The 24,141-nt window shown below is 49.8% G+C and carries 19 protein-coding genes; 14 read left to right on the top strand and 5 right to left on the bottom strand.

Going from position 1 to position 24,141, the window contains the following annotated elements; genetic code table 11:
• Positions 1-71: 71 nt before the first annotated feature.
• The 5 genes from B5D58_RS10350 to B5D58_RS10330 all read left to right on the top strand — a co-directional run bounded on the left by B5D58_RS10350 (position 72) and on the right by B5D58_RS10330 (position 7,158).
• Positions 72-686, top strand: a complete 615-nt coding sequence (locus tag B5D58_RS10350) for a TetR family transcriptional regulator (protein WP_011111707.1) — start codon at positions 72-74, stop codon at positions 684-686.
• 79 nt (positions 687-765) lie between these two features.
• Entirely contained in the window at positions 766-2,196 is a 1,431-nt protein-coding gene (locus B5D58_RS10345) for an efflux transporter outer membrane subunit (protein WP_011111708.1), read from the top strand.
• Complete coding sequence (locus B5D58_RS10340; protein WP_011111709.1) at positions 2,193-3,263, top strand: HlyD family secretion protein; 1,071 nt, start codon at positions 2,193-2,195, stop codon at positions 3,261-3,263. The genes B5D58_RS10345 and B5D58_RS10340 overlap by 4 nt, the downstream gene beginning before the upstream one ends.
• Positions 3,260-6,031: a ribosome-associated ATPase/putative transporter RbbA gene (gene rbbA / locus B5D58_RS10335; RefSeq protein ID WP_011111710.1), complete on the top strand. Its 2,772-nt coding sequence runs from the start codon at positions 3,260-3,262 to the stop codon at positions 6,029-6,031. Before B5D58_RS10340 ends, rbbA begins: the two co-directional genes overlap by 4 nt.
• A gap of 2 nt (positions 6,032-6,033) precedes the next feature.
• Entirely contained in the window at positions 6,034-7,158 is a 1,125-nt protein-coding gene (locus B5D58_RS10330; RefSeq protein WP_011111711.1) for an ABC transporter permease, read from the top strand.
• A 147-nt stretch (positions 7,159-7,305) separates the two neighbouring features.
• Here the strand turns inward: B5D58_RS10330 and B5D58_RS10325 are convergent, their stop codons facing one another.
• The 4 genes from B5D58_RS10325 to B5D58_RS10310 form a co-directional block, all read right to left on the bottom strand.
• Positions 7,306-7,569 (bottom strand): hypothetical protein, encoded by a 264-nt coding sequence (locus tag B5D58_RS10325; protein WP_041356666.1) that lies wholly within the window; start codon positions 7,567-7,569, stop codon positions 7,306-7,308.
• Positions 7,570-7,656: 87 nt separating this feature from the next.
• Complete coding sequence (locus tag B5D58_RS10320) at positions 7,657-7,815, bottom strand: DUF1328 domain-containing protein (RefSeq protein WP_234989062.1); 159 nt, start codon at positions 7,813-7,815, stop codon at positions 7,657-7,659.
• Positions 7,816-7,859: 44 nt separating this feature from the next.
• Positions 7,860-8,147: a sll1863 family stress response protein gene (locus B5D58_RS10315; RefSeq protein ID WP_011111714.1), complete on the bottom strand. Its 288-nt coding sequence runs from the start codon at positions 8,145-8,147 to the stop codon at positions 7,860-7,862.
• Between the two features lie 310 nt (positions 8,148-8,457).
• Positions 8,458-9,069, bottom strand: coding sequence for a uracil-DNA glycosylase family protein (locus tag B5D58_RS10310; RefSeq protein WP_041356668.1), 612 nt, complete (start codon positions 9,067-9,069; stop codon positions 8,458-8,460).
• Between the two features lie 446 nt (positions 9,070-9,515).
• On the opposite strand from B5D58_RS10310, the gene B5D58_RS10305 reads away from it, so the two are divergent.
• The 9 genes from B5D58_RS10305 to B5D58_RS10260 all read left to right on the top strand — a co-directional run bounded on the left by B5D58_RS10305 (position 9,516) and on the right by B5D58_RS10260 (position 23,828).
• The gene (locus tag B5D58_RS10305) at positions 9,516-11,897 is read left to right on the top strand and encodes a penicillin acylase family protein (RefSeq protein ID WP_011111716.1); all 2,382 of its coding nucleotides are present in this window, start codon (positions 9,516-9,518) and stop codon (positions 11,895-11,897) included.
• A 244-nt stretch (positions 11,898-12,141) separates the two neighbouring features.
• Entirely contained in the window at positions 12,142-13,500 is a 1,359-nt protein-coding gene (prsR, locus tag B5D58_RS10295) for a PEP-CTERM-box response regulator transcription factor (protein WP_011111717.1), read from the top strand.
• A gap of 42 nt (positions 13,501-13,542) precedes the next feature.
• Positions 13,543-15,126: an acyl-CoA ligase (AMP-forming), exosortase A system-associated gene (locus B5D58_RS10290; protein WP_011111718.1), complete on the top strand. Its 1,584-nt coding sequence runs from the start codon at positions 13,543-13,545 to the stop codon at positions 15,124-15,126.
• Complete coding sequence (locus tag B5D58_RS10285) at positions 15,123-16,352, top strand: pyridoxal-dependent decarboxylase, exosortase A system-associated (RefSeq protein WP_011111719.1); 1,230 nt, start codon at positions 15,123-15,125, stop codon at positions 16,350-16,352. The genes B5D58_RS10290 and B5D58_RS10285 overlap by 4 nt, the downstream gene beginning before the upstream one ends.
• Positions 16,353-16,552: 200 nt before the next feature.
• Positions 16,553-18,412: an asparagine synthetase B family protein gene (locus B5D58_RS10280; RefSeq protein WP_011111720.1), complete on the top strand. Its 1,860-nt coding sequence runs from the start codon at positions 16,553-16,555 to the stop codon at positions 18,410-18,412.
• Positions 18,413-18,785: 373 nt separating this feature from the next.
• Positions 18,786-19,577 carry a PEP-CTERM/exosortase system-associated acyltransferase gene (locus tag B5D58_RS10275; protein WP_011111721.1) on the top strand — a complete coding sequence of 264 codons (792 nt, stop codon included), beginning with the start codon at positions 18,786-18,788 and terminating at the stop codon, positions 19,575-19,577.
• 30 nt (positions 19,578-19,607) lie between these two features.
• Positions 19,608-20,060: a type 2 periplasmic-binding domain-containing protein gene (locus B5D58_RS14185; RefSeq protein WP_011111722.1), complete on the top strand. Its 453-nt coding sequence runs from the start codon at positions 19,608-19,610 to the stop codon at positions 20,058-20,060.
• 229 nt (positions 20,061-20,289) lie between these two features.
• Positions 20,290-21,288, top strand: a complete 999-nt coding sequence (locus B5D58_RS10265; RefSeq protein WP_198407863.1) for a hypothetical protein — start codon at positions 20,290-20,292, stop codon at positions 21,286-21,288.
• 131 nt (positions 21,289-21,419) lie between these two features.
• On the top strand, positions 21,420-23,828 hold the full coding sequence (locus B5D58_RS10260; RefSeq protein WP_234989061.1) for a bifunctional diguanylate cyclase/phosphodiesterase: 2,409 nt from the start codon (positions 21,420-21,422) through the stop codon (positions 23,826-23,828).
• A 20-nt stretch (positions 23,829-23,848) separates the two neighbouring features.
• On the opposite strand, the gene B5D58_RS10255 is transcribed toward B5D58_RS10260, so the two are convergent.
• The coding region (locus B5D58_RS10255; protein ID WP_143779573.1) for a transposase at positions 23,849-24,141 on the bottom strand (293 nt) is incomplete at its 5' end.

The raw sequence follows: 24,141 nt of genomic DNA, 5'->3' as shown, positions 1-24,141 counted from the left end.
TTGATTAATTAGCTGTAACGTGTAATGCTGACTATTGATAAGCAGTGTATTTATTTGATTGAGGAAAGTGTGTGCCAGGAAAAACCAGGGAAGATTCACAACGTACACGCGATACGATTCTGGATGCAGCGGAACAGGTCATTTTATGCAAAGGGATGGGACGTACGACCATGGGAGATATTGCCCATGCTGCCAATGTTTCACGCGGAGCCGTGTACGGGCACTATAAAAACAAGATAGATCTGTCGATCGCTATGTGCGAACGGGCCTTCGCGTCGATGGAAATACCTGTCCGGATTAAAGGGGAATCCGCGCTGCAGACACTGTACCGGGAAGGAATCTATCTCCTGCGTTTATACTCGGAACCAGGGCCGGTACAGCGTGTACTGCATATTCTGTACCTCAAATGTGATGAAAGCGAGGATCATCTCGCCCTGCTCGATATTCGAAACGAGTGGGAAGCGCAGCGCATGGCCGATACAGAAGAACTCATCATTGAAGCTGTCGCCAATGCCGAGCTGCCACAGACTACCGATATCAAACTGGCCAATTTGTATCTGCATTCGCTGGTTGATGGCATATACAGCACCTTATTCTGCACGAACCGTGTTCCTGAACATAAATGGGAAATTGCCGAGAAACTTTATCAGGCGGGTTTCGCCGGGTTGAAAACCCTGGAGAATTAAAATATCTTTTATCGGCTAGAATCGGGTTGATGGCAGCTTCCATCGCAAACACCGCCTTTCCACTTGCCGGGGTGAAGCCATGATAGACAAGATTGGCTGGTTTCTCATCGCAGTCATTCTGAGCGGGTGTGCTGTCGGTCCGGATTACCGCCCTCCTCTTCCTGGCATTCCCGATTCCTGGCAGGCTGAAAAAGAAGAGATTGTTGAACAGCAAAGTCTGTCTGTGCAGCCGATCGATCAGCAGGTATTGAAGGAATGGTGGAAAAATTTCAATGATCCCCGGCTGGATAGCCTGATAGATCAGGCGCTATCAGACAATTTCGATCTCAAAATTGCACTGTCCCGTATCGACCAGGCCCGCGCTGAGCGCAGTGCCATTCGTGCCGGGCTGTTCCCGGGTGTCAACGCAACAGCCAATGCCCAGCGTAGTCATAATCCCTTTCCCGGATTTGCACCTGGTATCAAATTCAACTTGTTCGAGTTGGGATTCGATGCCTTATGGGAAATCGATCTGTTCGGCCGTTTGCGTCGCCAGCTGGAAGCTGCTTCTGCCGATCTGGATGCCGTCAATATTCAGTACAGCCAGGCACTGGTCACACTGACAGCCGATCTGGCACGCAGCTATATCGAATACCGCAGTTTCCAGAATCAGTTACGTATCACGCGCGCAAACCTGGCTGCTCAGCAGACTACCCAGGAATTAACCGAGAAACTCTTCAAGGCGGGCGTTGGTACCCGCTATGATGCGGTACGAGCACGGGCACAGACCGAAACCACCAGGGCTCAGATTCCTGATCTGGAAGGAAGCCTGGTTGCTGCATTACGGCAGCTGGAGATGTTGACGGGACAGCAGCCAGGCGCACTTGCTGCTGCACTGAGTGAACCGGATGCCGTACCCATGGCCCCCGGACGTACCATTCTGGCCTCACCTGTGGCAACCATTCGCCACCGCCCTGATCTTCATATTGCCGAACGCCGGCTCGCTGCTGCAACAGCGCTGCAAGGTGCTGCAATCGCAGAACTGTTCCCGCGGCTGTCGCTATCAGCCTTCCTGGGTCTGCGCAATACCGAACTCGATGCATTGTTCAAGTCAGCCGCCTTTTCCTATAACACTGCTGCCGGTCTCTTACAGCCGCTGCTCAATTTTGGTCGTATCCGGGCAGGAATCGATCTGGCCAATGCACGGCAGCAGGAAACCTATCTGACATTTGAGAAAACGGTATTGGAAGCATTACAGGAAACCGAAACGGCCCTGACACGCTATCTCAAGGAAGAAATTCGGCGACAAGCCCTGGCTCGTTCTGTGATGGATCTGCGTGAAGCGGTCCGATTATCACAGTTACGCTTTCAGGTAGGGACCGTATCGTTTCTGGATGTGCTGGACGCTCAACGCACACTTTACAGTGCCGAGATCGATCTTGCCCGTTCTGAAACGAAAGTCTCGACTGATCTGATTACAGTTTATAAAACACTGGGAGGTGGAGTGGAAATCATCTCGGAGAAACAATGAATAAACGCGTGAAACCGGTACTGACTTATCTCCTTGCGGCCCTCGTCATCATCACGATCATCGTCGCATGGAGAGTACTTCGTCCGGCGGGTCTGCCTGCCGGGATCGTGGCAGGCAATGGCCGCATCGAAGCAACCGAAATCGATATTGCTACCAGGGCTCCCGGCCGTATTATCGAAATTCTGGCAAGAGAAGGCGATTTTGTGCAAGCCGACAGAGTACTGGCACGCATGGATACACAGGTACTGCGCGCTCAGCAGATCGAGGCGGAAGCACAGGTTCGCCGGGCTGAACATGCCCACCAGACAGCACAATCCATCGTGATACAGCGTCAGAGCGAGCAGACGGCTGCACGCGCGGTCGTGGCCCAGCGTCAAGCGGAATTGGATGCTGCCCGCAAACGCTTGCAGCGTACGCAAATGCTGGCTGGTGAAGGCGCCTCAGCTCAGCAGGAACTGGATGATGACCAGGCACGCGTATTGAGTGCACAAGCTGCTGTCAGTGCAGCGCAGGCTCAGGTTGCCGCAGCCAATGCCAGTATCGAAGCGGCAAAATCACAGGTGATAGAGTCACAATCGGTCATTGTCGCGGCCCAGGCCACGGTTGCACGCTTGCAGGCAGATATCGATGACAGTGAATTGCGGGCACCACGTGATGGCCGTGTGCAGTATCGTGTGGCAGAACCCGGTGAGGTATTGGGCGTGGGCGGCCGTGTCCTCAGCATGGTCGATCTTTCTGATGTTTATATGACTTTCTTCCTGCCTGCTGAAGCTGCCGGTAAAGTAGCACTCGGCAGCGACATCCATATTGTGCTCGATGCTGCGCCAGGTTATGTGATTCCGGCCAAAGCCAGCTTTGTCGCCAGTGTTGCTCAATTTACGCCGAAAACGGTGGAAACCGAAAGTGAACGCCTGAAGCTGATGTTTCGTGTCAGGGCAAGAATCGATCCCGAGTTGTTGAAGCAACACCTTGAGCAGGTCAAGACCGGCTTACCCGGTATGGCTTATGTCAAACTCGATCCTGCAGCAGTATGGCCCGCTGAGCTGGAAGTCAGGTTACCGCAATGAGTGTGGATATCTCTACGAAACCGGTCATCCGTGTACAGAATGTCAATTTACGTTACGGTGACACTCTCGCACTCGATGCTCTCGACGTAGAGATTCCCGCCCATTGCATGGCAGGGTTGATCGGTCCGGATGGAGTCGGCAAATCCAGTCTGATGTCGTTACTGACCGGTGCGCGAGTAATGCAGCAGGGTCAGATCGAAGTCCTGGGAGGCGATATCGCAGATCCGGCACATCGTCGTGTGGTCTGCCCACGGATTGCTTACATGCCACAGGGATTGGGCAGGAATCTGTACCACACGCTCTCGGTATTCGAAAATATCGATTTCTTCGGTCAGTTGTTCGGTCACGAACAGATCGAACGTCATCAGCGTATCGACGAATTGCTCGAAAGTACCGGGCTGGCCCCTTTCCGGGATCGCCCTGCCGGTAAATTATCGGGTGGAATGAAACAGAAACTCGGCTTGTGCTGTGCACTGATTCACGACCCCGATTTTCTGGTGCTGGATGAACCGACTACTGGTGTCGATCCACTATCACGTGCGCAGTTCTGGGAGCTGATCAGTCGTTTGCGTACACAACACGTCAATATGAGTGTACTGGTTTCTACTGCCTATATGGACGAGGCAGAACGCTTTGACTGGCTGGCAGCAATGGATGCCGGCAAAATTCTTGCTACCGGGACTGCAGCCGAGCTGCGTACACGTACTGACACCGACTCGCTGGAAGCCGCCTTCATCCGGTTATTGCCGGCAGAAAAACGCAGAGGTTACCGAGAGATCATTATCCCGCCACGCGATATCCGGGATGATCAGGAAATTGCCATCGAGGCACACGATCTGACCATGCGTTTTGGCGATTTTGTCGCGGTTGATCGGGTCAATCTGCATATTTCGCGTGGTGAGATCTTTGGTTTTCTCGGCTCCAACGGTTGTGGTAAATCCACCACCATGAAAATGCTGACCGGCCTGCTACCCCCCAGTGAAGGAGAAGCGTGGCTATTCGGTCAGGTCATCGATGCCGGTAATCTGGCTACCCGTAAACGAGTCGGCTATATGTCTCAGGCGTTTTCACTCTACTCCGAGCTGACTGTGCGACAGAATCTGGAGCTGCATGCAAAGCTGTTCCACCTGCCTGATGCCGATATTCCTGCGCGTGTCACCGAAATGGCTGAACGTTTTCTGCTCGAAGCAGTCATGGACAGCTTTCCCGATGCTCTGCCGCTGGGTATGCGTCAGCGGTTGTCACTGGCAGTCGCAGTCATTCATCAGCCGGATCTGCTGATTCTCGACGAACCGACCTCCGGTGTCGATCCAATCGCACGGGACATGTTCTGGGAGCTGATCATCGGCCTGGCTCGCCGTGATCAGGTAACCATCTTCATTTCCACCCATTTCATGAACGAGGCCGAGCGCTGCGATCGTATCTCGCTGATGCATGCCGGCAAGATTCTCGCCAGTGATACCCCTGCCGCACTGATCGAGCGTAGCGGCCATTCCACACTGGAAGCTGCTTTCATCAGTTACCTGAAACAGGCAAGTGGCATCAGTGATAAACCGGTGAAAATGCCTGTTCCCTCCACTACCCAGGCCCAGGCGACGGTTGCGCCAGAGGAGACTCACGCTGTCATGACACTCAATACCCGTTTCAGTCTGTTACGCCTGTTCAGCTACACCTTGCGCGAAGCACTGGAACTGCGCCGTGATCCGATCCGCGGTTCAATCGCATTATTCGGGACTGTATTACTGATGTTCATCATGGGATACGGTATCAGTATGGATGTCGAGAATCTGCGCTTTGCCGTACTGGATCGCGACCAGACCACACTCAGCCGGAACTATATACTCGATCTCAGCGGCTCACGTTATTTCATCGAACAGCCACCAATCACTGATTATGGCGAGCTCGATCAACGTATGCGCAGCGGTGAGTTGAGTCTCGCATTGGAAATTCCCCCGAATTTCGCACGTGATCTGGCACGCGGTGATAACGTCAGAATCGGCGCCTGGATCGATGGCGCAATGCCCACACGCGCCGAGAATATACTTGGTTATGTACAGGCGATGCATCAAAACTGGCTGCTCGAGCAGGCACGCCATCATGCCACAGATCATTTACCTGCCGGGCTGATGACGATCGAAACACGTTTTCGCTATAACCCTGACGTCAAAAGTTTGCCGGCTATCGTCCCTGCGGTGATACCTATGTTGCTGATGCTGATTCTGGCCATGCTCAGCGCACTCAGTGTCGTACGGGAAAAGGAGCTGGGTTCCATTCTCAATCTGTATGTCACGCCCGTGACCAGACTGGAATTTCTCCTTGGCAAGCAGCTTCCTTACATTGCCCTGGGGATGATCAACTTTTTTCTATTGTGCATACTGGCTGTATTCGTTTTCGGCGTACCGCACAAGGGGGATTTCCTGTTACTGACAGTGGCAGCATTATTGTATGTGACCGCCGCTACCGGTCTCGGCTTGCTGGTTTCAGCCTTTACACGCAGCCAGATTGCCGCCATCTTCGCGACATCGCTGGCTACCATCATCCCTTCTTCACGCTTTTCCGGCATGATCGATCCGGTTTCTTCGCTGGAAGGCGGTGCACGACTGGTTGGTGAGATTTTTCCCGCCACGTACTTTCTGACGATCAGTCGAGGAACTTTTTCCAAAGCGCTGGGATTTGCTGAGCTTGGCTCTTTGTTGCTGCCCCTTGCACTCGCCATTCCTGTCATCACCAGTCTGGCGGTCATACTGTTGAAGAAACAGGAACGTTAGCAATGCTCACCCTGCTCAATGCCTTTCACCTTGGGATCAAGGAATTGCGCAGCCTGGGACGTGACAAACTGATGCTGTTCCTGATTCTGTTCGCGTTCACCGGCCAGGTGTACCTGACTGCCACCGGCCTGCCGGAATCATTGCACAAGGCCCCTGTCGCCATCATCGATGAAGATCGATCACCTCTGTCATTGCGTATCATCGATGCCTTTTATCCTCCCCATTTCCTGCCACCACTCATCATCGAGCAGTACGCTGCCGATCCGGGTATGGATACCGGTCTGTACACTTTCGTGCTCGATATTCCGCCTGATTTTCAACGCGATGTACTGGCTGGACGCCGGCCTGCCATTCAGCTCAATGTCGATGCGACGCGTATGTCACAAGCCTTTATCGGCAGCGGCTATATCCAGAATATCGTTACGGGTGAAGTCACCGCATTCTCTCAACGTTATCGGATGCTTCCTGCCTGGCCGGCAGAACTTGAAATACGTGCACGCTTCAATCCGAATCTGAGCTCGGTATGGTTTGGTTCGGTGATGGAAGTCATCAACAGCATTACCATGCTATCCATCATCCTCACCGGCGCAGCACTGATCCGTGAACGTGAGCACGGCACTATCGAACATCTGCTGGTCATGCCACTGACCCCTTTCGAGATCATGCTGGCCAAAGTATGGTCGATGGGTCTGGTCGTCGCCATCGTGGCTACTGCCTCACTCGTCTTTGTCGTACAGGATTTGCTCAACGTACCGATCGAAGGTTCGATCGGGCTGTTCGTCATGGGCATGACATTACATCTGTTCGCCACGACCTCGATGGGCATTTTCCTTGGCATGGTAGCACGTTCAATGCCGCAAATGGGGCTGCTGATGATCATTATTCTGCTGCCACTGCAAATGCTGTCCGGTGGCATGACACCGCGTGAAAGTATGCCCGAGGCAGTGCAGTACCTCATGCTTGCAGCACCAACCACCCATTTCGTCTCGCTTGCTCAGGCCATTCTCTATCGTGGTGCAGATTTTGGTATCGTCTGGCCGGAATTTCTCGCTTTGCTTGCGATTGGCAGTATTTTTTTCACGCTGGCACTTGCCCGCTTCCGCAGGACGATCAGCTCCATGGCATGATCAACACGAGGGGACTTCACCTGCTGGCCTCCGGAGCCACCCAGGCATGATACTAACCATTCTGGTTTTGTGAAAAGGGTGAGAAAGAACTGACGGGCAGAGCCACAATCAGTGGTTGCTGCCCGATAAAGATGAGATGACCTTGTATCAGTCAACTTTATTTTTGATTTCAGATGCTTTGTCTTTAGTAGCGTCATAAGCTTCACTTGCCCTGTTCTTTGCTTTTTGCTTCAAACATTCAGCATCACTGTCTGTGCAGGTGGCTTCCTGTGCACGATTGATCGCTTTATTGGTTGCCCTTTCAACATCATTTGTCTTTGTTTCCAGTTTCTCGGTGAGAGTTTCCTCTGCGATGACGGAAGATGACAGGAACATAAGAAGAACGGTTGACAGCAGATAGGTTTTTTTCATTTTTCTACTCCTTTGTTTAAAATCAGAACATACAAACATCCTCGTATGGCGTGATCAATTACCTGAATTCTTATCGGGAATACCGATTCAAACAGGGGGTGTTCTTTTGCCCAGCAGATAAAAAACTACCGTGAGGATCAGACCTGCAAAGAACAACACTTTTGCTGCCCATGCAAGCGTTCCTGCAATACCTGCAAAACCCAGGATTCCAGCCAGAACAGCAATGAGAAAGAAAACTAATGCCATATTAAACATAGTCCCCTCCGTTTTAGTTGGAAGATTCGGTCTGTTTACTTGAATTTATCGACAAAATCGGAGAATGTTTTGCTGACAGTATTCCATTTTTCTTCTGCTTCATCCTTTATGTCATCCCAGATACTGTCTGTTTTATCTGCCAGCTGATCCAGATAAGATGAGAGTTCAGCTCGTTTTTCTTCTGCCTCATCTAATTTTTTCTTGAACTCGATTTCGGTATCAGCAGCCAGGTTTTCTCCTTTTGCTTTCAGGAGATCGATTTGTGCCCCCCACTCTTTTAACTGCGCTTCAGCCTTCTTGATATAAGCTTCTCTATTACTCATGATTTACCACTCCTTTCAGGTTATGGTTGTTAATGATTTGCAAACGCAAATCGCTTTCTGAGTTAATGAATAGGCGCCTGTTATTTACTCTACTCCACAGTTACACACCCGTAAAGCAGAAAACCCAATACAAACAAATAATCGAAATGGCATATCCGGGCACTGCCACCTCTTCTTGAATCAGGTAGAATTTCAGATATAAAGTTCAATGAATTAATTATTATTCACTGTAACCCGATACAAATCAGCCCGTAGATTAGGCATTTCCGAACGGGAATGAATGACACCGGATGTTATCCGGTATAGGGACTCAGGAATCGGTTGTCTGATTCAGAATCATCGCTACACGTTCCTGAAGTGCCGGGATGATTTCTTCCTCAAACCATGGATTGCGCCTCAACCAAAGGTTATTACGCGGGCTTGGATGGGGAAGTGGCACGATGTCAGGCCAGAATTTCTGCCAGGATCGAACATTCTCGGTCAGCGTTGCCACTGGTTTTCTACCCTGTCGGGTAAAATAGTAGGCTTGGGCATACTGGCCTACCAGCAGGGTTAGTCTGATATTTTTCAAATGCGACAACAATGCCGACCGCCACGCAGGTGCACATTCAGGCCGAGGCGGCAAATCACCAGATTTTCCTGTTCCCGGAAAACACAACCCCATGGGTAAAATCGCGATCCTGCGGGGATCATAAAAGATTGTACGAGTCATGTTCAGCCACTCGCGTAATCGGTCACCGCTGGGATCATTGAACGGCAAACCGGTTTCGTGTACCCGCCTGCCCGGTGCCTGGCTGGCAATCAGAATACGGGCAGTTTCATGCAATTGAAACACCGGTCTCGGACCCAGCGGTAAATGTTCGGCGCACAAGGTACAGCGGCGTACCTGACTGATCAGCGATTCGAGATCATTCACGCTCATCCTGTCTCATCCGCAAAATCGTTCATCATGCATTCCAGAGCGGGAAATAACACAGAAAATCACATCTGATCGCTGCCTTGGAAAATATAAAAATCCTGATTTTTCAAATGTCATCAGAATTTTTCTTGACACACATAAAAATATCCACATCCTGCCATCAGGGATATTGACAACCCTGCAAACCCGCACCAGTATTGGAGTTCAATATAAGTAACTGTTTTTAAAAAATAAAATTTGTGTGCAAAATTTCAGCAGACTTGAGAATCCCGTTTGAAAAGACAACCTTAAGTGACTCATTCCCAAATTGTACACAAACTTATCCACAGGAATTGTGGACAAGTTAAAACGATGATCGTTGACTTGAGATGACTCCAGTTTCTTGCAAGTACGATGGTCACCATTGTTACAATCCCGGCAGTAATCGCTTTGGAGAGTGAATCATAAATATGTTGCGTAAATCCCTGTTTTTTCTGTCCGCACTTGTGATGGTCATATTACTTACGGCTTGGTCGCTTTTAAAAGGCAGCCTGCCCGTTTATGAAGGAGAACAATCCGTTCCCGGGCTAACCGATATCGTAACAGTCGAACGCGATGCTCTCGGCACGGTGACGCTGAATGGCGGGAATCGGCTCGATCTGGCGCGTGGACTGGGTTTTATCCATGCACAGGAACGTTTCCTGGAAATGGACCTGATGCGCCGCAAGGCTGCCGGAGAACTGGCAGAATTATTCGGTACGGTTGCGTTGCCGGCTGATCGCAAAGCGCGGGTGCATCGCATGCGTGCCCGGGCACAGACCATGCTGAAAATACTGCCACAAGATCAGCTCCGTTTGCTCGAGGCTTATCGGGATGGCGTCAATACGGGACTGGACAGTCTCAGGATCAGACAGTTTGGTTACCTGCTTACGCAAACCATGCCCCGTGCCTGGCAAAGTGAAGACAGCCTGCTGATCGTACTGGCCATGTACATGACGCTGCAGGGAAACAACTTTGATCGTGAACTGGGATTGTCGATGATGCATGCTTCCCTGCCGGAATCTGCCTATCGGTTCCTGACGGCCAGTGGAGGCGAGTGGGATGCACCACTGGACGGCAGTTATTTTGAGTGGCCACCTTACCCCTCTGCTACCGACTTCGATTTACGTTCCACCAGCAAACAGGCTTTAGCGGATAACGGTTTCCAGGAATCTCCCTCGGTTGGCAGCAATGGATTTGCCGTGGGAGGACCCCTGACGAGTGGCAGTGCACTGGTGGCCAACGATATGCATCTGACCTTGCGAGTACCCGGTTTATGGTTTCGTACCCGGCTGATTTACCCGGATGCCAGACATGCAAACCAAAAGATCGATGTGATCGGCGTCAGTCTTCCGGGTACACCGGCTATCGTTGCTGGCTCCAACCGCCATATCGCCTGGGGATTCACCAATTCTTACGGCGATTTTGCCGATTGGGTCAGAGTAAATCCCGATCCGGAAAATCCCGCTCGCTATATCAGCCAGGGTGAATGGAAATCTGTAAAAATATGGCGTGAAACATTGCATGTGCGGGGTGCGCCCGACGAAACCCTCGAAATCCGCGAAACCGAATGGGGACCAATCCTTGCACAGGATTTTGACGGTACTCCTCTGGCACTGGTCTGGACTGCGCACCAGCCTGGTGCGGTCAATTTCGATATCGTCGAACTGGAACAGGCTGACAACCTGGAGAAAGCGGCAGCTATTGCTTGGAACATGGGTATCCCGGCACAAAATTTCATTGCCGGAAGCAAAAATGGGGATATCGCCTGGACGATTGCCGGCCGTATTCCCCAGCGCACAGGTAACTATGATCCGGGACTGCCTGCAGACTGGAGCAAACAGTCTACAGGCTGGAATGGCTGGCTTGCACCTGCTGATTACCCGCTGGTTATCAATCCACCGGATATGCGCCTTTGGAACGGCAATTCAAGAATGATCGATGGCGCCTTATTAAGCAAGCTGGGAGATGGTGGATATGAGCTCGGTGCCCGCAGCCGGCAGATCCGGGATGAATTATATGCGCACGATCACTTTTCACCCTCAGATCTGCTCGCCATCCAACTGGATGATCGTGCACTGCTTCTCGCTCGCTGGAAGCAACTATTGGATGAAATATTGCAAAAAACACCATCCACCGTATGGCGCAACGAAATGCAACAAGTGCTGCTTGACTGGAACGGACATGCTTCTGTGCAATCAGTTGCTTACCGGATCGTACGCAGTTTTCGTCTCGAAGTCATGAAACAGGTGCTCAGCGGTTTAACTGCCAAAGTAAAATCTGATTATCCTGAATTTGAAATACCACGCCTTAGCCAGGCCGAACATGCGGTATGGAAACTAATCGAACAACGGCCGCTTCATTTATTGCCCGCCGATGACAGTGACTGGGACAGCATGCTGGCAGCATGCGCACGCCGGATAGCAGAACAGATGCAAGCCCAGCCTGGCGGCATAGTGGCACGCAACTGGGGAGAAGAAAATACCGCCGATATCCGGCACCCGTTCAGTCGCGCCCTGCCGTCATGGATTGCCGCATGGCTGAACATGCCTGCCGACCAGTTACCCGGCGATCACCACATGCCACGTGTTCAGGCACCCGATTTTGGTGCTTCGCTGCGCTTCGTCGTGGCACCTGGCGAGGAAGAACAGGGTTATTTCGAAATGCCGGGAGGCCAGAGCGGCCATCCACTTTCTCCTTACTACGGCAGCGGTCATTCCGATTGGGTGGCAGGAAGGCGAGTATCATTCATGCCCGGCGCAGCACAACAGATTTTGTATCTCCATCCGGCCGAATTCAGAGCGGATCATTGATGGATCGCTACTTTCTTCCCGTCTGATCCAGTTTGGCTTAATATCTGCGAAAAGGTGTCGATAAAACTTACATTGTCTATTTCATTGCTCACTTGCTTCGAGAGGAACAAAACCTTGAAATACAAAAGATTTCCCCGGTTGTTCAACCCGTAACAAACGACCGGTTTTGATTTCAATATCCCTGAGAGTACTTGATGCAACAAAATAACTTCGTTATCCACCCGGAACCTTTAGCAGCAATGACATGAATGCAAATCAGATACAAAAAAAACTGCTCGTAATAGAAGATGATCCAGGGCTCCAGAAACAGTTACGCTGGAGTTTCGATGATTGCAATGTGGCTGTTGCCTCAGATCGTGAAAGTGCGCTTGCACAAGTCCGCCGGCATGAGCCTGCTGTCGTGACCATGGATTTGGGATTGCCACCTGATCCGGATGGTGCAACGGAAGGATTGGCAACTTTGCAGCAGATTCTTGCCGTGGCACCTGATACCAAGGTAATCGTGCTGACGGGCAACCAGAATCACGAAAATGCACTGAAAGCAATCAATATGGGTGCATATGATTTTCACCAGAAACCTCTCGATGCCAACGTGCTCAGCCTGATCGTAAACCGGGCGTTCTATTTGCACCGGTTGCAGCGCGAAAATCGCGAACTGTTGAAATCTTCTTCAAGCACTGCCATTCCCGGACTCATCACCAATGATCCTGGTATGGTCAAAATATGCCAGCAAATCGAGCGTATCGCGTCTTCCGACGTTACGGTCACCCTGCTGGGTGAAAGTGGAACCGGCAAGGAAGTATTGGCCAAGGCACTTCACCAGTTGAGCGACCGGAACAGTAAACGCATGGTTGCAGTCAATTGTGCGGCCATTCCTGAATCCCTGCTGGAAGCAGAGTTGTTTGGCTATGAAAAAGGTGCCTTCTCAGGAGCAGTCAAACAGACACCAGGCAAAATCGAACTGGCACAGGGAGGTACATTTTTCCTGGATGAGATCGGTGATTTGCCGCTATCGTTACAGGCAAAACTGCTGAGATTCCTGCAGGAGCGCGTCATCGAACGCATCGGTGGCAGGGAGCTGATCCCGGTAGATGTACGAATCGTCTGCGCAACCCACCAGAACCTGAAAAAAATGATCGAGGCCGGTACCTTCCGCGAGGATTTGTATTATCGTCTGTGTGAAATCAGTATCCATATTCCGGCGCTTCGCGATCGTATCGGCGACGCTGTCTTACTTGCGCATCACTTCAAAAACCAGTTCCGGGTAAAAGAAAAACGCCAATCCCTCAATTTCAGCCAGGATGCACTGGATGCAATCGGCAGCTATTCCTGGCCGGGAAATATCCGCGAAATCGAAAACTGCATCAAACGCGCAGTCATCATGGCAGAAGGCTCACAAATCACTGCTGCCGATCTCGGATTACAACCGGCAGCCGATAGTTTTGCGCCAGTCACCTTGCGTGAAGTCAGAGACAAGGCTGAACACGAGATGCTCATCAAAGTGCTGGCACGGGTAAATGGCAATGTTGCCAGGGCAGCAGAGCTTCTAGGGGTTACCCGCCCCACTCTTTATGACCTGATGAATCGTCACGGGCTCAAATAGGCTGTAGAATCCAATCATTTCATGACTTGTACATACTGATCGATGTCCAATCTTTTTCATGAGCTGATTTATCAGTCAGCTGCCCGGTATCCCGATTCCACAGCATTGATCGATCAGAAACGGCATCTCTCCTATGCGGCATTATCTGAAGCAGTGCAATCGATTGCCAGCGCTTTGCATACGCTCGGGCTGGGTCGCGGAGAACGTTCGGCCGTCTATCTCGAGAAACGACTCGAAACGGTCATTGCCCTGTTTGGCGCATCCGCGGCAGGAGGCGCGTTCGTTCCCGTCAATCCGCTGCTCAAAGCCGAACAGGTCGCCTATATCCTCAAAGACTGTAATGTCCGGATATTGATAACCTCTGCCGAGAGACTCGATCTGCTCAGCCCGGTATTACCGCAATGTCATGATCTGCATACTGTGATCATCACCGGTGATCTGCACAAAGCATCACTTCCCGGATTGAATGTCGTTTCATGGAGACAGACACAGACACTTTCAGATGCTGCACGGTTACCGGACTGCATCGACAGCGATATGGCTGCAATTTTGTATACCTCGGGAAGTACCGGCAAACCCAAGGGAGTGGTGCTCTCCCATCGCAATCTGGTGACAGGCGCCATAAGTGTTTCCCGGTATCTGAATAACCGGCCTGATGATCGGATACTGGCAGTGTTGCCGCTCAGCTTCGACTATGGATTGAATCAACTGAATACTGCGTTTTACACCGGAGCCACTGCCATTTTGATGAATTACCTGTTGCCGCGCGATATCCTCACCACGGTTAAACAGGAACAGGTGACCGGACTGGCTGCAGTGCCGCCATTGTGGGCGCAGCTGGCGCAATTGGACTGGAAAGATGCGCAGAGTCTGCGCTACATCACTAATTCGGGCGGCGCAATGCCCCGCGCGACTCTGGCACATTTGCGCAGTGCGTTACCCGATACACAGATTTTTCTGATGTATGGTCTGACCGAAGCCTTTCGCTCAACTTACCTCCCTCCCGGGGAAGTGGACAAACGACCGGATTCCATGGGCAAAGCGATTCCTAATGCCGAAGTCATGGTACTGCGCGAGGATGGTTCCCATTGCGCACCGGGTGAACCGGGTGAACTGGTACACCGCGGGCCGCTCGTTTCGCTGGGTTACTGGAACGATGCGGATAAAACGGCTGCTTGCTTCCGGCCGCTGACTCCCCGTCAATCCGGATTGACCATTCCCGAACTTGCGGTCTGGTCGGGTGATACGGTGCGCATGGATGATGAAGGTTATCTGTATTTCATCGGCCGACGCGACGATATGATCAAAACCTCCGGCTACCGCGTCAGCCCGACTGAAGTGGAAGAAGTCATTTATGCAACCGAAAAAGTTGCTGAAGCGGCCGCTTTCGGGGTTCCCCACCCTACACTCGGCCAGGCTATCGTGGTCGTGGCCGTTCCCAGAACCGGATTCGCGCTCGACCGGGATGTGCTGCAATCGGCTTGCAAACAGCACTTGCCTGCTTTCATGCAACCCGCTTTGATCGAATTGAGACAAACCAGTCTGCCCCGTAATCCGAATGGAAAAATAGACCGGAAAATGCTGGCTGGTGAATTTCAGCAGGCTTTCCAGGCAGGAGAATCATGACGCATCCCAAACATGCACCGATGACCCAGTTTCCGATACGCAACCACTGTCTCGTCATCGGCGATCTTCCACTCACGCGCCTGGCACAACGTATTGGAACCACCCCTTTCTATGCTTACGATCGCAAGCTGATCTCTGCACGTATTCAATTCCTCAGGCAGCATTTACCGGCAGGTATTCATCTGCATTACGCCATGAAAGCCAACCCTATGCCCGCCGTAGTACAGCATCTGGCCGGGCTGGTGGATGGTATGGATGTGGCTTCGGTTGGCGAAATGAAAGTGGCACTGGATGCTGGCATTACACCCGAAAACATCAGTTTTGCAGGGCCGGGAAAAAGTCGTCAGGAACTGATATGTGCCATTGCAGCGGGTATCGTCATCAATGTGGAATCCGAGTACGAGCTGGAAACGATTGCGCAACTGGCAGAAGAGACCGGTTTCCAGCCCAAAGTCGCAGTACGGGTCAACCCTGATTTCGAGCTGAAATCTTCCGGAATGAAAATGGGAGGAGGTTCCAAACAGTTTGGTATCGATGCTGAATGTGTTCCGGCAGTACTGCAACGTATCGCACAGCTCAGGTTCGATTTTGAGGGATTGCATATTTTCAGCGGATCACAGAATCTCCGGGTCGAAGCCTTGCGGGAAGCCCATGAAAAAACACTGCAACTGGGTTTACAACTTGCTTCTACCTCACCCGTACCTGTTCGTGCCATCAATATCGGAGGCGGGTTTGGCGTACCTTATTTCCCCGGTGAGAGCCCGCTGGACTTGAATGCTGTGGGAACCAATCTGCAACGGTTGCTGGCAGAGATTCCCTCTCAATTCTCAGCTATCCGGTTCGTGATCGAACTGGGGCGATACATCGTGGCAGAAGCAGGTATTTATGTTTGCCGCGTACTGGAAAAAAAAATATCGAGAGGACAGACTTTTCTAGTCACCAACGGCGGCCTGCACCATCATCTGGCGGCATCCGGAAATTTTGGCCAGGTCATTCGCAAAAATTATCCGGTTGCCATTGGCAATAAAATGAAAATCGATGAAACCGAAATCGTTTCAGTAGTAGGACCTCTTTGTACGCCGCTGGATCTGCTTGCCGACCGGATGGAACTGTCCAGGGCCGAACCCGGGGATCTGGTCGTCGTGTTCCAGTCGGGAGCCTACGGGCTGACTGCCAGCCCCACCGCTTTTCTCAGTCACCCTGCTTCGCTGGAAGTCCTGATCTGAGAAAATTTATCAAACCCGCATCTGCTGCAGTAGATGGTCCGGCTGACCGCCTGAAAACGGCACTCTGCGGGCATGCCGCGGAAAACACCAATCACACACCACATGTGTGACAAATAATGATTCACAACAATGTAGAGAACAAATCATGTTGAAATCATATCCGGGAATGACATGAATTCAATATCGAATGAGGAGATGATATGAGCGGAATATGTGGCTGGCTGGGAGCAGATCACCTGGCAATCGAAAATCAGCAGATCATTGATCGCATGACCGGTTCGCTGATTCGTTTTGACAGCAATCCTGTGCAGACAGCGGTACAGGGCAATGCCGCTCTTTCCGTCGCCGCAAAAACAAGCCATTCGCATCTGTATGAAAAAGAAGGCTTACTGGTAGGGATCTGGGGAAGGATAAAATCCCGGAATACAGATCTGCAGACAGCCATCGATGCCAGAGGAATGGCAGCGGCACTTGCAGATCAGTGGAAGCAGAAAGGCAGGCAAGCCTTCTCCGAGCTCGCTGGTGAATTCGTTTGCTGCATCGTGGACAGCCATGCACGTGAAGTTGCTCTGGCCATCGATCCACTGGGTACACACGTACTTTATTACCAGTCGCTGGGTGACGACGGAATTTTATTTGGCACTTCTGCCGATGCCCTGCTCACCCATCCCCGGGCCAATACTGAAATCAATCCGCAAGGGCTGCTCAACTACCTTTACTTTCACATGATACCGGGGCCGGATACCATCTATCTGGCCCAGAAGCGCCTGCTTCCTGGTGAGTATCTGCATTTCCACGATGGCCACACGGAAATCGGCCGTTATACGCAAATCCGGTTTGATGAAGATATAAAACGCCCCTTCCCCGAGCTTCAACAGGAATTTCTCTCCCTGCTCAGAAAAAGTGTCAGTGAAGCGGTACAGGGTCAGAAAGCAGGTACATTTCTGAGCGGGGGGACAGACAGTTCCACTCTGGCAGGGATATTGACAGAAGTCACGGGTGAACCCGCCAAAACCTATTCAATCGGCTTTGAAGCCACCGGCTACGATGAAATGCATTACGCACGTATTGCCGCCCGGCATTTCGCGACCGATCACCATGAGTACTATGTCACACCAGACGATGTCGTAGAAACGATCCCGTTGATTGCTTCGGTCTTCGATCAACCTTTTGGTAATGCATCGGCGCTTCCGGCTTATTACTGCGGGCGCATGGCCAGAAATGACGGACTCGACTTGCTACTCGGTGGCGATGGGGGTGATGAGCTGTTCGGTGGTAATGTACGTTACGCAAAACAATATATTTTTTCACTTTACGACAAAATCCCGGCACCCCTGAGAAATTACCTGCTTTCCCCCTTTATTTTGTCTCTTCCAGAGAACAAAGGACCCAAACTGCTGCGCAAGGCGCGAAGCTATGTCGCACAGGCAACGGTTCCCATGCCTCATCGCATGGAGACTTATAATCTGCTGGCACATTATGGGTTTGAAACTGTATTTTCACCGGAATTACTGGCAAAGATCGATACAGCGCAACCCGCTTTGCTGATTGAACGAACCTATCAGGATGTGTCTCATGCACGCAGCCTGATCAACCGCATGCTTGCCTTCGACTGGAAATTCACACTGGCAGACAATGATTTCCCAAAAGTTGTCCAGGCCTGTCATCTGGCCGGCATGGAAGTGGCTTTCCCGTTTGTTAATGATGAAATACTCGCTTTTTCTCTCGCGCTTCCTCCTGAACAGAAATTGAAAGGAACGCAGTTGCGTTATTTCTTTAAACAGGCGTTACGTGGTTTTTTACCGGATGAGATCATTACCAAACAAAAACAGGGGTTTGGCTTGCCGTTCGGTGTCTGGCTCCAGACACACAGACCTTTGCGGGAAATTGCTGCAGACAGTCTGAGTGACCTCAAATCACGCAACATCATACGCACCGATTTCATCGACCAGCTGCTTGATCAGCATCTTCATGAACATGCCAGTTATCACGGCACGATGGTATGGCTGCTGATGATGCTGGAATATTGGTTCAAACAGCATCACCCGATAAAAGTTTAATTTTTATCTGATTCTGAATTTCGGCAGTAAATAAAAGGGAGAATTGATACCGGTAAAAAAGCCGTGGTCATTCGATAAATGAGCTCCCGATATCGAAAACAGTCAACCATTATTCAACAAACATCGGCTTGTCATATTTTGACGACACAAGTATAGTAAAGTACGTTTTATTTTAACGACATGTTTGTCTGAATTCAGGCTAAATAACATGTAAATATACGGAAAAATATAACAAATAACGATGATGCCGGTGCCCAGGGAAAAAATATAAAGTCATATCGTTCATATATTCCCTGAATTGGAAACTGATTCCAGTAATAAAATCTGATCTGAATCTCAGATCTTCTTAAATACAGCCTGATCAAGGAAAAGTATGAACGATATCGAAGCAGCTTTTCATCAGTATTTCGAAATCATCGATGCCGACACACCGGAATTACTTAAAACGGTGTTCGATTTACGCTATCGGATTTTGTGTGTTCACAATGTCATTCCCGGGTTTGACACTAACAATTATCCAAACGAGTTGGAGAGTGATCAATATGACAGTCACTCAATCCATTTTTTATTGCGCCATCGGCCAACCAATACTTTCATTGGCACAACCAGGTTGATCCTGCCCAATCCGCTCGATCCTATGGATAAATTTCCGACAGAGCTCAACACTCATTTTTATCCTGGCTTTGTTCTGGATTCATCGTCTCGGAAACATACTACTGAAGTATCGCGCTTTGCTATTCTCAGCGATTTTTTCAAACGAAAAGGCGAGCGCAATATGCTATCACAATCTACTGAAATAGGATGCAAAGCACAGGAACGCCGTCGCTTTCCGCATCCGATGCTCGGGCTTGTTGTCGGACTTATACAATTATGTGCACGAAATAATATCTACCATTTAATTTCGGCCATGGAGCCAGCTTTAAACAAATTACTAGGTTTTTACAGCTTACAAATGAATCCAATCGGCCCACCAGCCGATTATCATGGTCTTCGTACTCCTTATTATCTTTATCTGCCTGATTTACTTGATCGAATGTATCAGGATCATCGTTCACTCTGGGAGCTTATTACCGATCACGGAAGAATATGGCCCATGAACCTGGCCTGCATACATCAGAAAACGCTTAAAACAGCGTATACCGATAATGTTTATATATCGGAATAACCATCAGTATCGATAACACTCGTCATTGTGATGGGATTCTTTAGTTACTGGCTCCGAGGTATTCTTTTTCTTACCCTGCTGGTCACATTTTCTTTCGCAGGTAATGCCTTATCCTTTGACGGTTCGGTCGAAGTTATCACCCATCCCGGCGTCAACTCGAACTATCTTTCCAAAAATCTGTTACGTTCCATTTTTGGCATGCGTCTCAGAACTTGGCAGGATGGGTTGCCCGTCAGAGTGTTCGTTTTGCCGGATGACGCGCCATTACACAGCACTTTTACAAAACAGAAACTGAATATTTTTCCTTACCAATTGCGATCAGCGTGGGATCGCATGGTCTATTCCGGAACCGGACAAGCACCGTTTGTCGTACATACTGAAGAAGAAATGCGTGCCAGAATTGCATCAACACCGGGTGCAATTGGTTATTTGAGTGGAAGTATGATTAATGATAGTGTCCAGGTCGTTCATATCGATGAGTAACAGCAGATTTTCAACTATAGCTTTCTTTTTAGGCAGCTCAGCCCTGTCACTGATTTTTCTGGCCAGATCCGTTCTGGCGGAAGAGCTGCCTAAATTACAAAACCTGGATCTGTTCAAACTGAATGGTTTTCTGAGCCAGGGCTACATCAAGACGAACAAGAACAATTTTTTTGGTCACAGTAACGATTCTGGCAGTCTCGATTTCCGGGAAATTGGCCTGACGGCTTCTTTGCGTCCCTCACCAAAACTGCAATTATCCGGTCAATTACTCCATCGCAGAGCTGGAGAAGGCAGCAACGGTGGCATCCACATTGATTTCGGTTTTCTAGATTATAATTTCGCCAATACACCTGCAGCTGAAATCGGCATACGTCTGGGCAGGATGAAGAATCCATTCGGGTTTTATAACGATACACGCGATGTACCATTTACTCGCCCGAGCATACTGCTGCCTCAGTCAATCTATTTCGATCGTACTCGCAATCTTGCACTAGCTTCAGATGGGATTCAGGTATACGGAGAATCGCGCGCGGACTGGGGAAATATTACCGTACAATTTGGAGCTGCTTTTCCCCAAGTAGACGGTCATGATACTGAGATATCGGTGTTACGATCATTACAACACCGTGGCGATCTTAAAACAAAGTTATCATATATTGGTCGGATACTTTATGAGCAGGCAGATGGAAAACTCCGTCTGGCAATAAGTGGAGCCCAAGCTAATGTTGGGTATAGCCCAGGTTACAATGATACTCTACTTAATGGCTCATTCAGATTCTCCCCTTTAATTTTATCCGCTCAATACAACGCAGAGCGTTGGAGCATAACGTCTGAATATGCGCTACGCCATCTCGCATGGAAAGATTTTGGTAACCATGCAGCTTTTCAGCAAAGTTTTACGGGAGAAAGTTTTTATCTGCAAGGCGTCTATCGGTTCTATCCAAACTGGGAAGCAGTGTTGCGTTATGATTTGTTGTTCACTAATAGGAAAGACCGTAGTGGTAAAAAATTTTCTGCCAGTACCGGTTACCTATACCCGGCACATAATTACTACGCTAAGGATATCACGGTAGGATTACGCTGGAATATTACGCCTGCCATCATGTTGAGTACAGAATATCATCGGATCAACGGCACGGCTTGGCTATCTCCGCTAGATAATCCCGATATGTCCCATACCGGAAAAAACTGGAATCTGTTCGCTGTACAGGCTTCCTACCGTTTCTGAATCATCACTTAATCAAATCCGTTGCCTTCGTGGATTCAGATATTCAAAAAAAAGCCGGTAAAAAAGCTTCAAAAATATTTATCGGATTAAACTGGAAAATTTCACTTCTGAGCAGTCTGATTCTACTGCTTGTGGTAACAATTTTCAGTGTCATCAATTATCAAAGTCTGATTGACAGTATCGATCAGGAAAGAGAAGCAAAGTATCGGCGCTATGCCAGAGAAATAGAAAGCCTGATTGGTCGTAATTCTGAAAATTTGCACGGACTGGTCAGGATCATTCCCTACCTGAAGGATATGGAACCGAGTCTTCTATCAGGAATGGCGGATAAAGTATTCGATACATTTGATCGGTACTGGACGTTGTTTCAGATTCAAAATGATATTGAAGATGTGCGCTTTTATGATTCATCTGATTCGCTCCTGGCAAAGTGGGGTAATTTCGAAGCCAACAACTATCGCGATAACCTCATTCTTGATCATATACGTGAAGTCAACCTGCATGAACAGCCTGCTACTCTGATGATATGTGTGGAGAGCTGCACTCAGTACATAATCGAGCCTTTACTGGTTGAAAGTACACGTGTCGGCACTATCGTCATCGGATCATCCCTGGTCGACGTATTCCTAAATTTCAAACGTGCATCGGGCTCGGATATCGGATTGTTTGTCAAGAACACGCTTATTCCCGCACATGAAGGTGAATCATTCAATAATGGCAGCATGAGTATCCCCGAATGGGATGTTTATATCGCAGCCATGACGGACAGCAAAAAAAATTTTGCTATTCTGAAAAAAGCAGCCATGACCTACCCCGATTTGAAAATCATCGGTCAAGGTATTCAGAATAAATGGAGCAGCCGGTATCATCAGATAAAGCTGCTGCCTCTGCAGGGAATTCGTATAGCTGACCAGGCACAGCTGGTTATTATCACTGAAGTAACCGATACCGTTCGGGCAATTCAGGATTCTATCTGGCGTATCATCGTCATTGGTCTGGGCAGTTTGTTACTTTCTGGAATCATCCTGTTCAGCATACTGACCACATCGCTATCCCTGCTCAAGCATATTGTTTCCATCATGCCACTGCTGGCCGGTGGCGGTTTCGGCAGTTTTCGCAGTACGCTTGCCTCCCGCTGGAAAAAGCGTCTCTTCAAAGATGAAATCGACCTCATGCATGATGCATCATTGGCACTTTCTCATAAGCTTGAGAGCCTGGAAGAAAAAATTGCCTACCGCACCAAAATGCTGATCAGCCAGCGTGATGAACTCAGCAAAGAGAAAGATTTCATCGAAAATCTGCTGGATACTGCACAGGTCATCGTTCTGACACAGGATGCCAGTGGAAAGATAGTGATGCTCAATGCTTACGGGGAGATGCTGACCCGCTACAGCGAAAGTGAGCTGCAAGGCAGACATTTTCTGGAACTGCTTGCATCCGATAGCGAGCAATATAATCTCGATCTGCATTTGCTGGAAATTCGCCAGGGACAGCGTGATCAATTACGACATGAAGCTGTCGTGATATGTAAAGATGATTCACAACGACACATTGCCTGGCTTCATTCACGCCTGACGTGGCAATCCAAGGATGATCCTTCGGCAATTCTGTCGGTTGGGCTGGACATTACCGAATACAAACGTGTGGAAGGCCATCTGGCGTGGCTAGCAGATCACGATCCATTGACAAATCTGTATAACCGTCGTCGATTCAGCGAAGAACTGGAGCAGATACTCGGCTGGGCAGAAAGATACCAGCACCCCGGAGCACTGCTGTTTTTCGATCTGGATCGGTTTAAGTTCGTAAATGATACCAGCGGCCATCAGGCGGGTGATACCATGTTGAAAATGGTCGCTGGCATGCTGTCTCGCACGATTCGCACCGCTGATATTGCCGGGCGGCTGGGTGGAGACGAATTCGCTGTCATCTTACCGGAAATCACCCCTGAAGCAGCCATCGAAGTTGCAAAAAAAATTCTTGCCCGCCTGGGAGAAACGCAACTGTCATTCAACGGCAGAACACACAGCATTTCGGCCAGTATCGGAATCGTGATCTTTCCCGAACATGGAAACAATGTTCACGATCTACTAGCAGCCGCTGACCTTGCCATGTATCAGGCCAAGGAAACGGGGCGTGGAACCTGGCATGTATATTCCAGTATCGATCAGGCGCGAGAGCGTGTGCATACGCTGGTTTACTGGAAAGAGAAAATTGAATATGCCCATATGCATGATCAGTATCTGCTTTATCTGCAGCCTATCCAGTCCCTGAGCGACAGATCGATTCATTATTACGAAGTTTTGCTGCGCATGCGGGATGAAGATGGAACGATTCACTCTCCGGCTGCATTCATCCGTGCAGCAGAGCATACCGGGCTTATCCACAGGATCGATCATCTGGTACTTCGCAAGGCAATTGCACTTGCTGCCAGAATCAACCAGACAGGAATCAGCCGAATCAGTCTGTCTATCAATTTGTCGGCACATGCCTTTAACGATCCGGAGTTATTACCAGCCATCAACCAGGCGCTCTCTATTTAACCTGAGTTCGGGATAAGCCCTTAAGCTTTAGCCAGGCTGTTGACCCTGGTCAGATTCAAAGTTGGTTTGTTATCGGACAAACAGTAAGCGACGATACCAGCCATTAGGTTAACGATAAAATTGAAGAGAGAGCGGTGTCGGGTATGCTCGATCTGGCAAAGATTCTTCAATTCATCAAAGACGGTTTCAATCAGGGAACGGCGACGCAGAATGACTTTCTCGAACCTGGTACGAGGCACAGGCCTCATGTTTTTCCTGAGGGGAGTAATGAGTTGAAGGTTTTGCTGGTCCAGTGCTTCAGTGAGCCACTGGG

The organism is Nitrosomonas europaea (genome assembly GCF_900167395.1).
GTDB lineage: Bacteria > Pseudomonadota > Gammaproteobacteria > Burkholderiales > Nitrosomonadaceae > Nitrosomonas > Nitrosomonas europaea.
The sequence above is the reverse complement of the archived record's forward strand: the minus strand, read 5'-3'. Positions and strand labels throughout refer to the sequence as shown.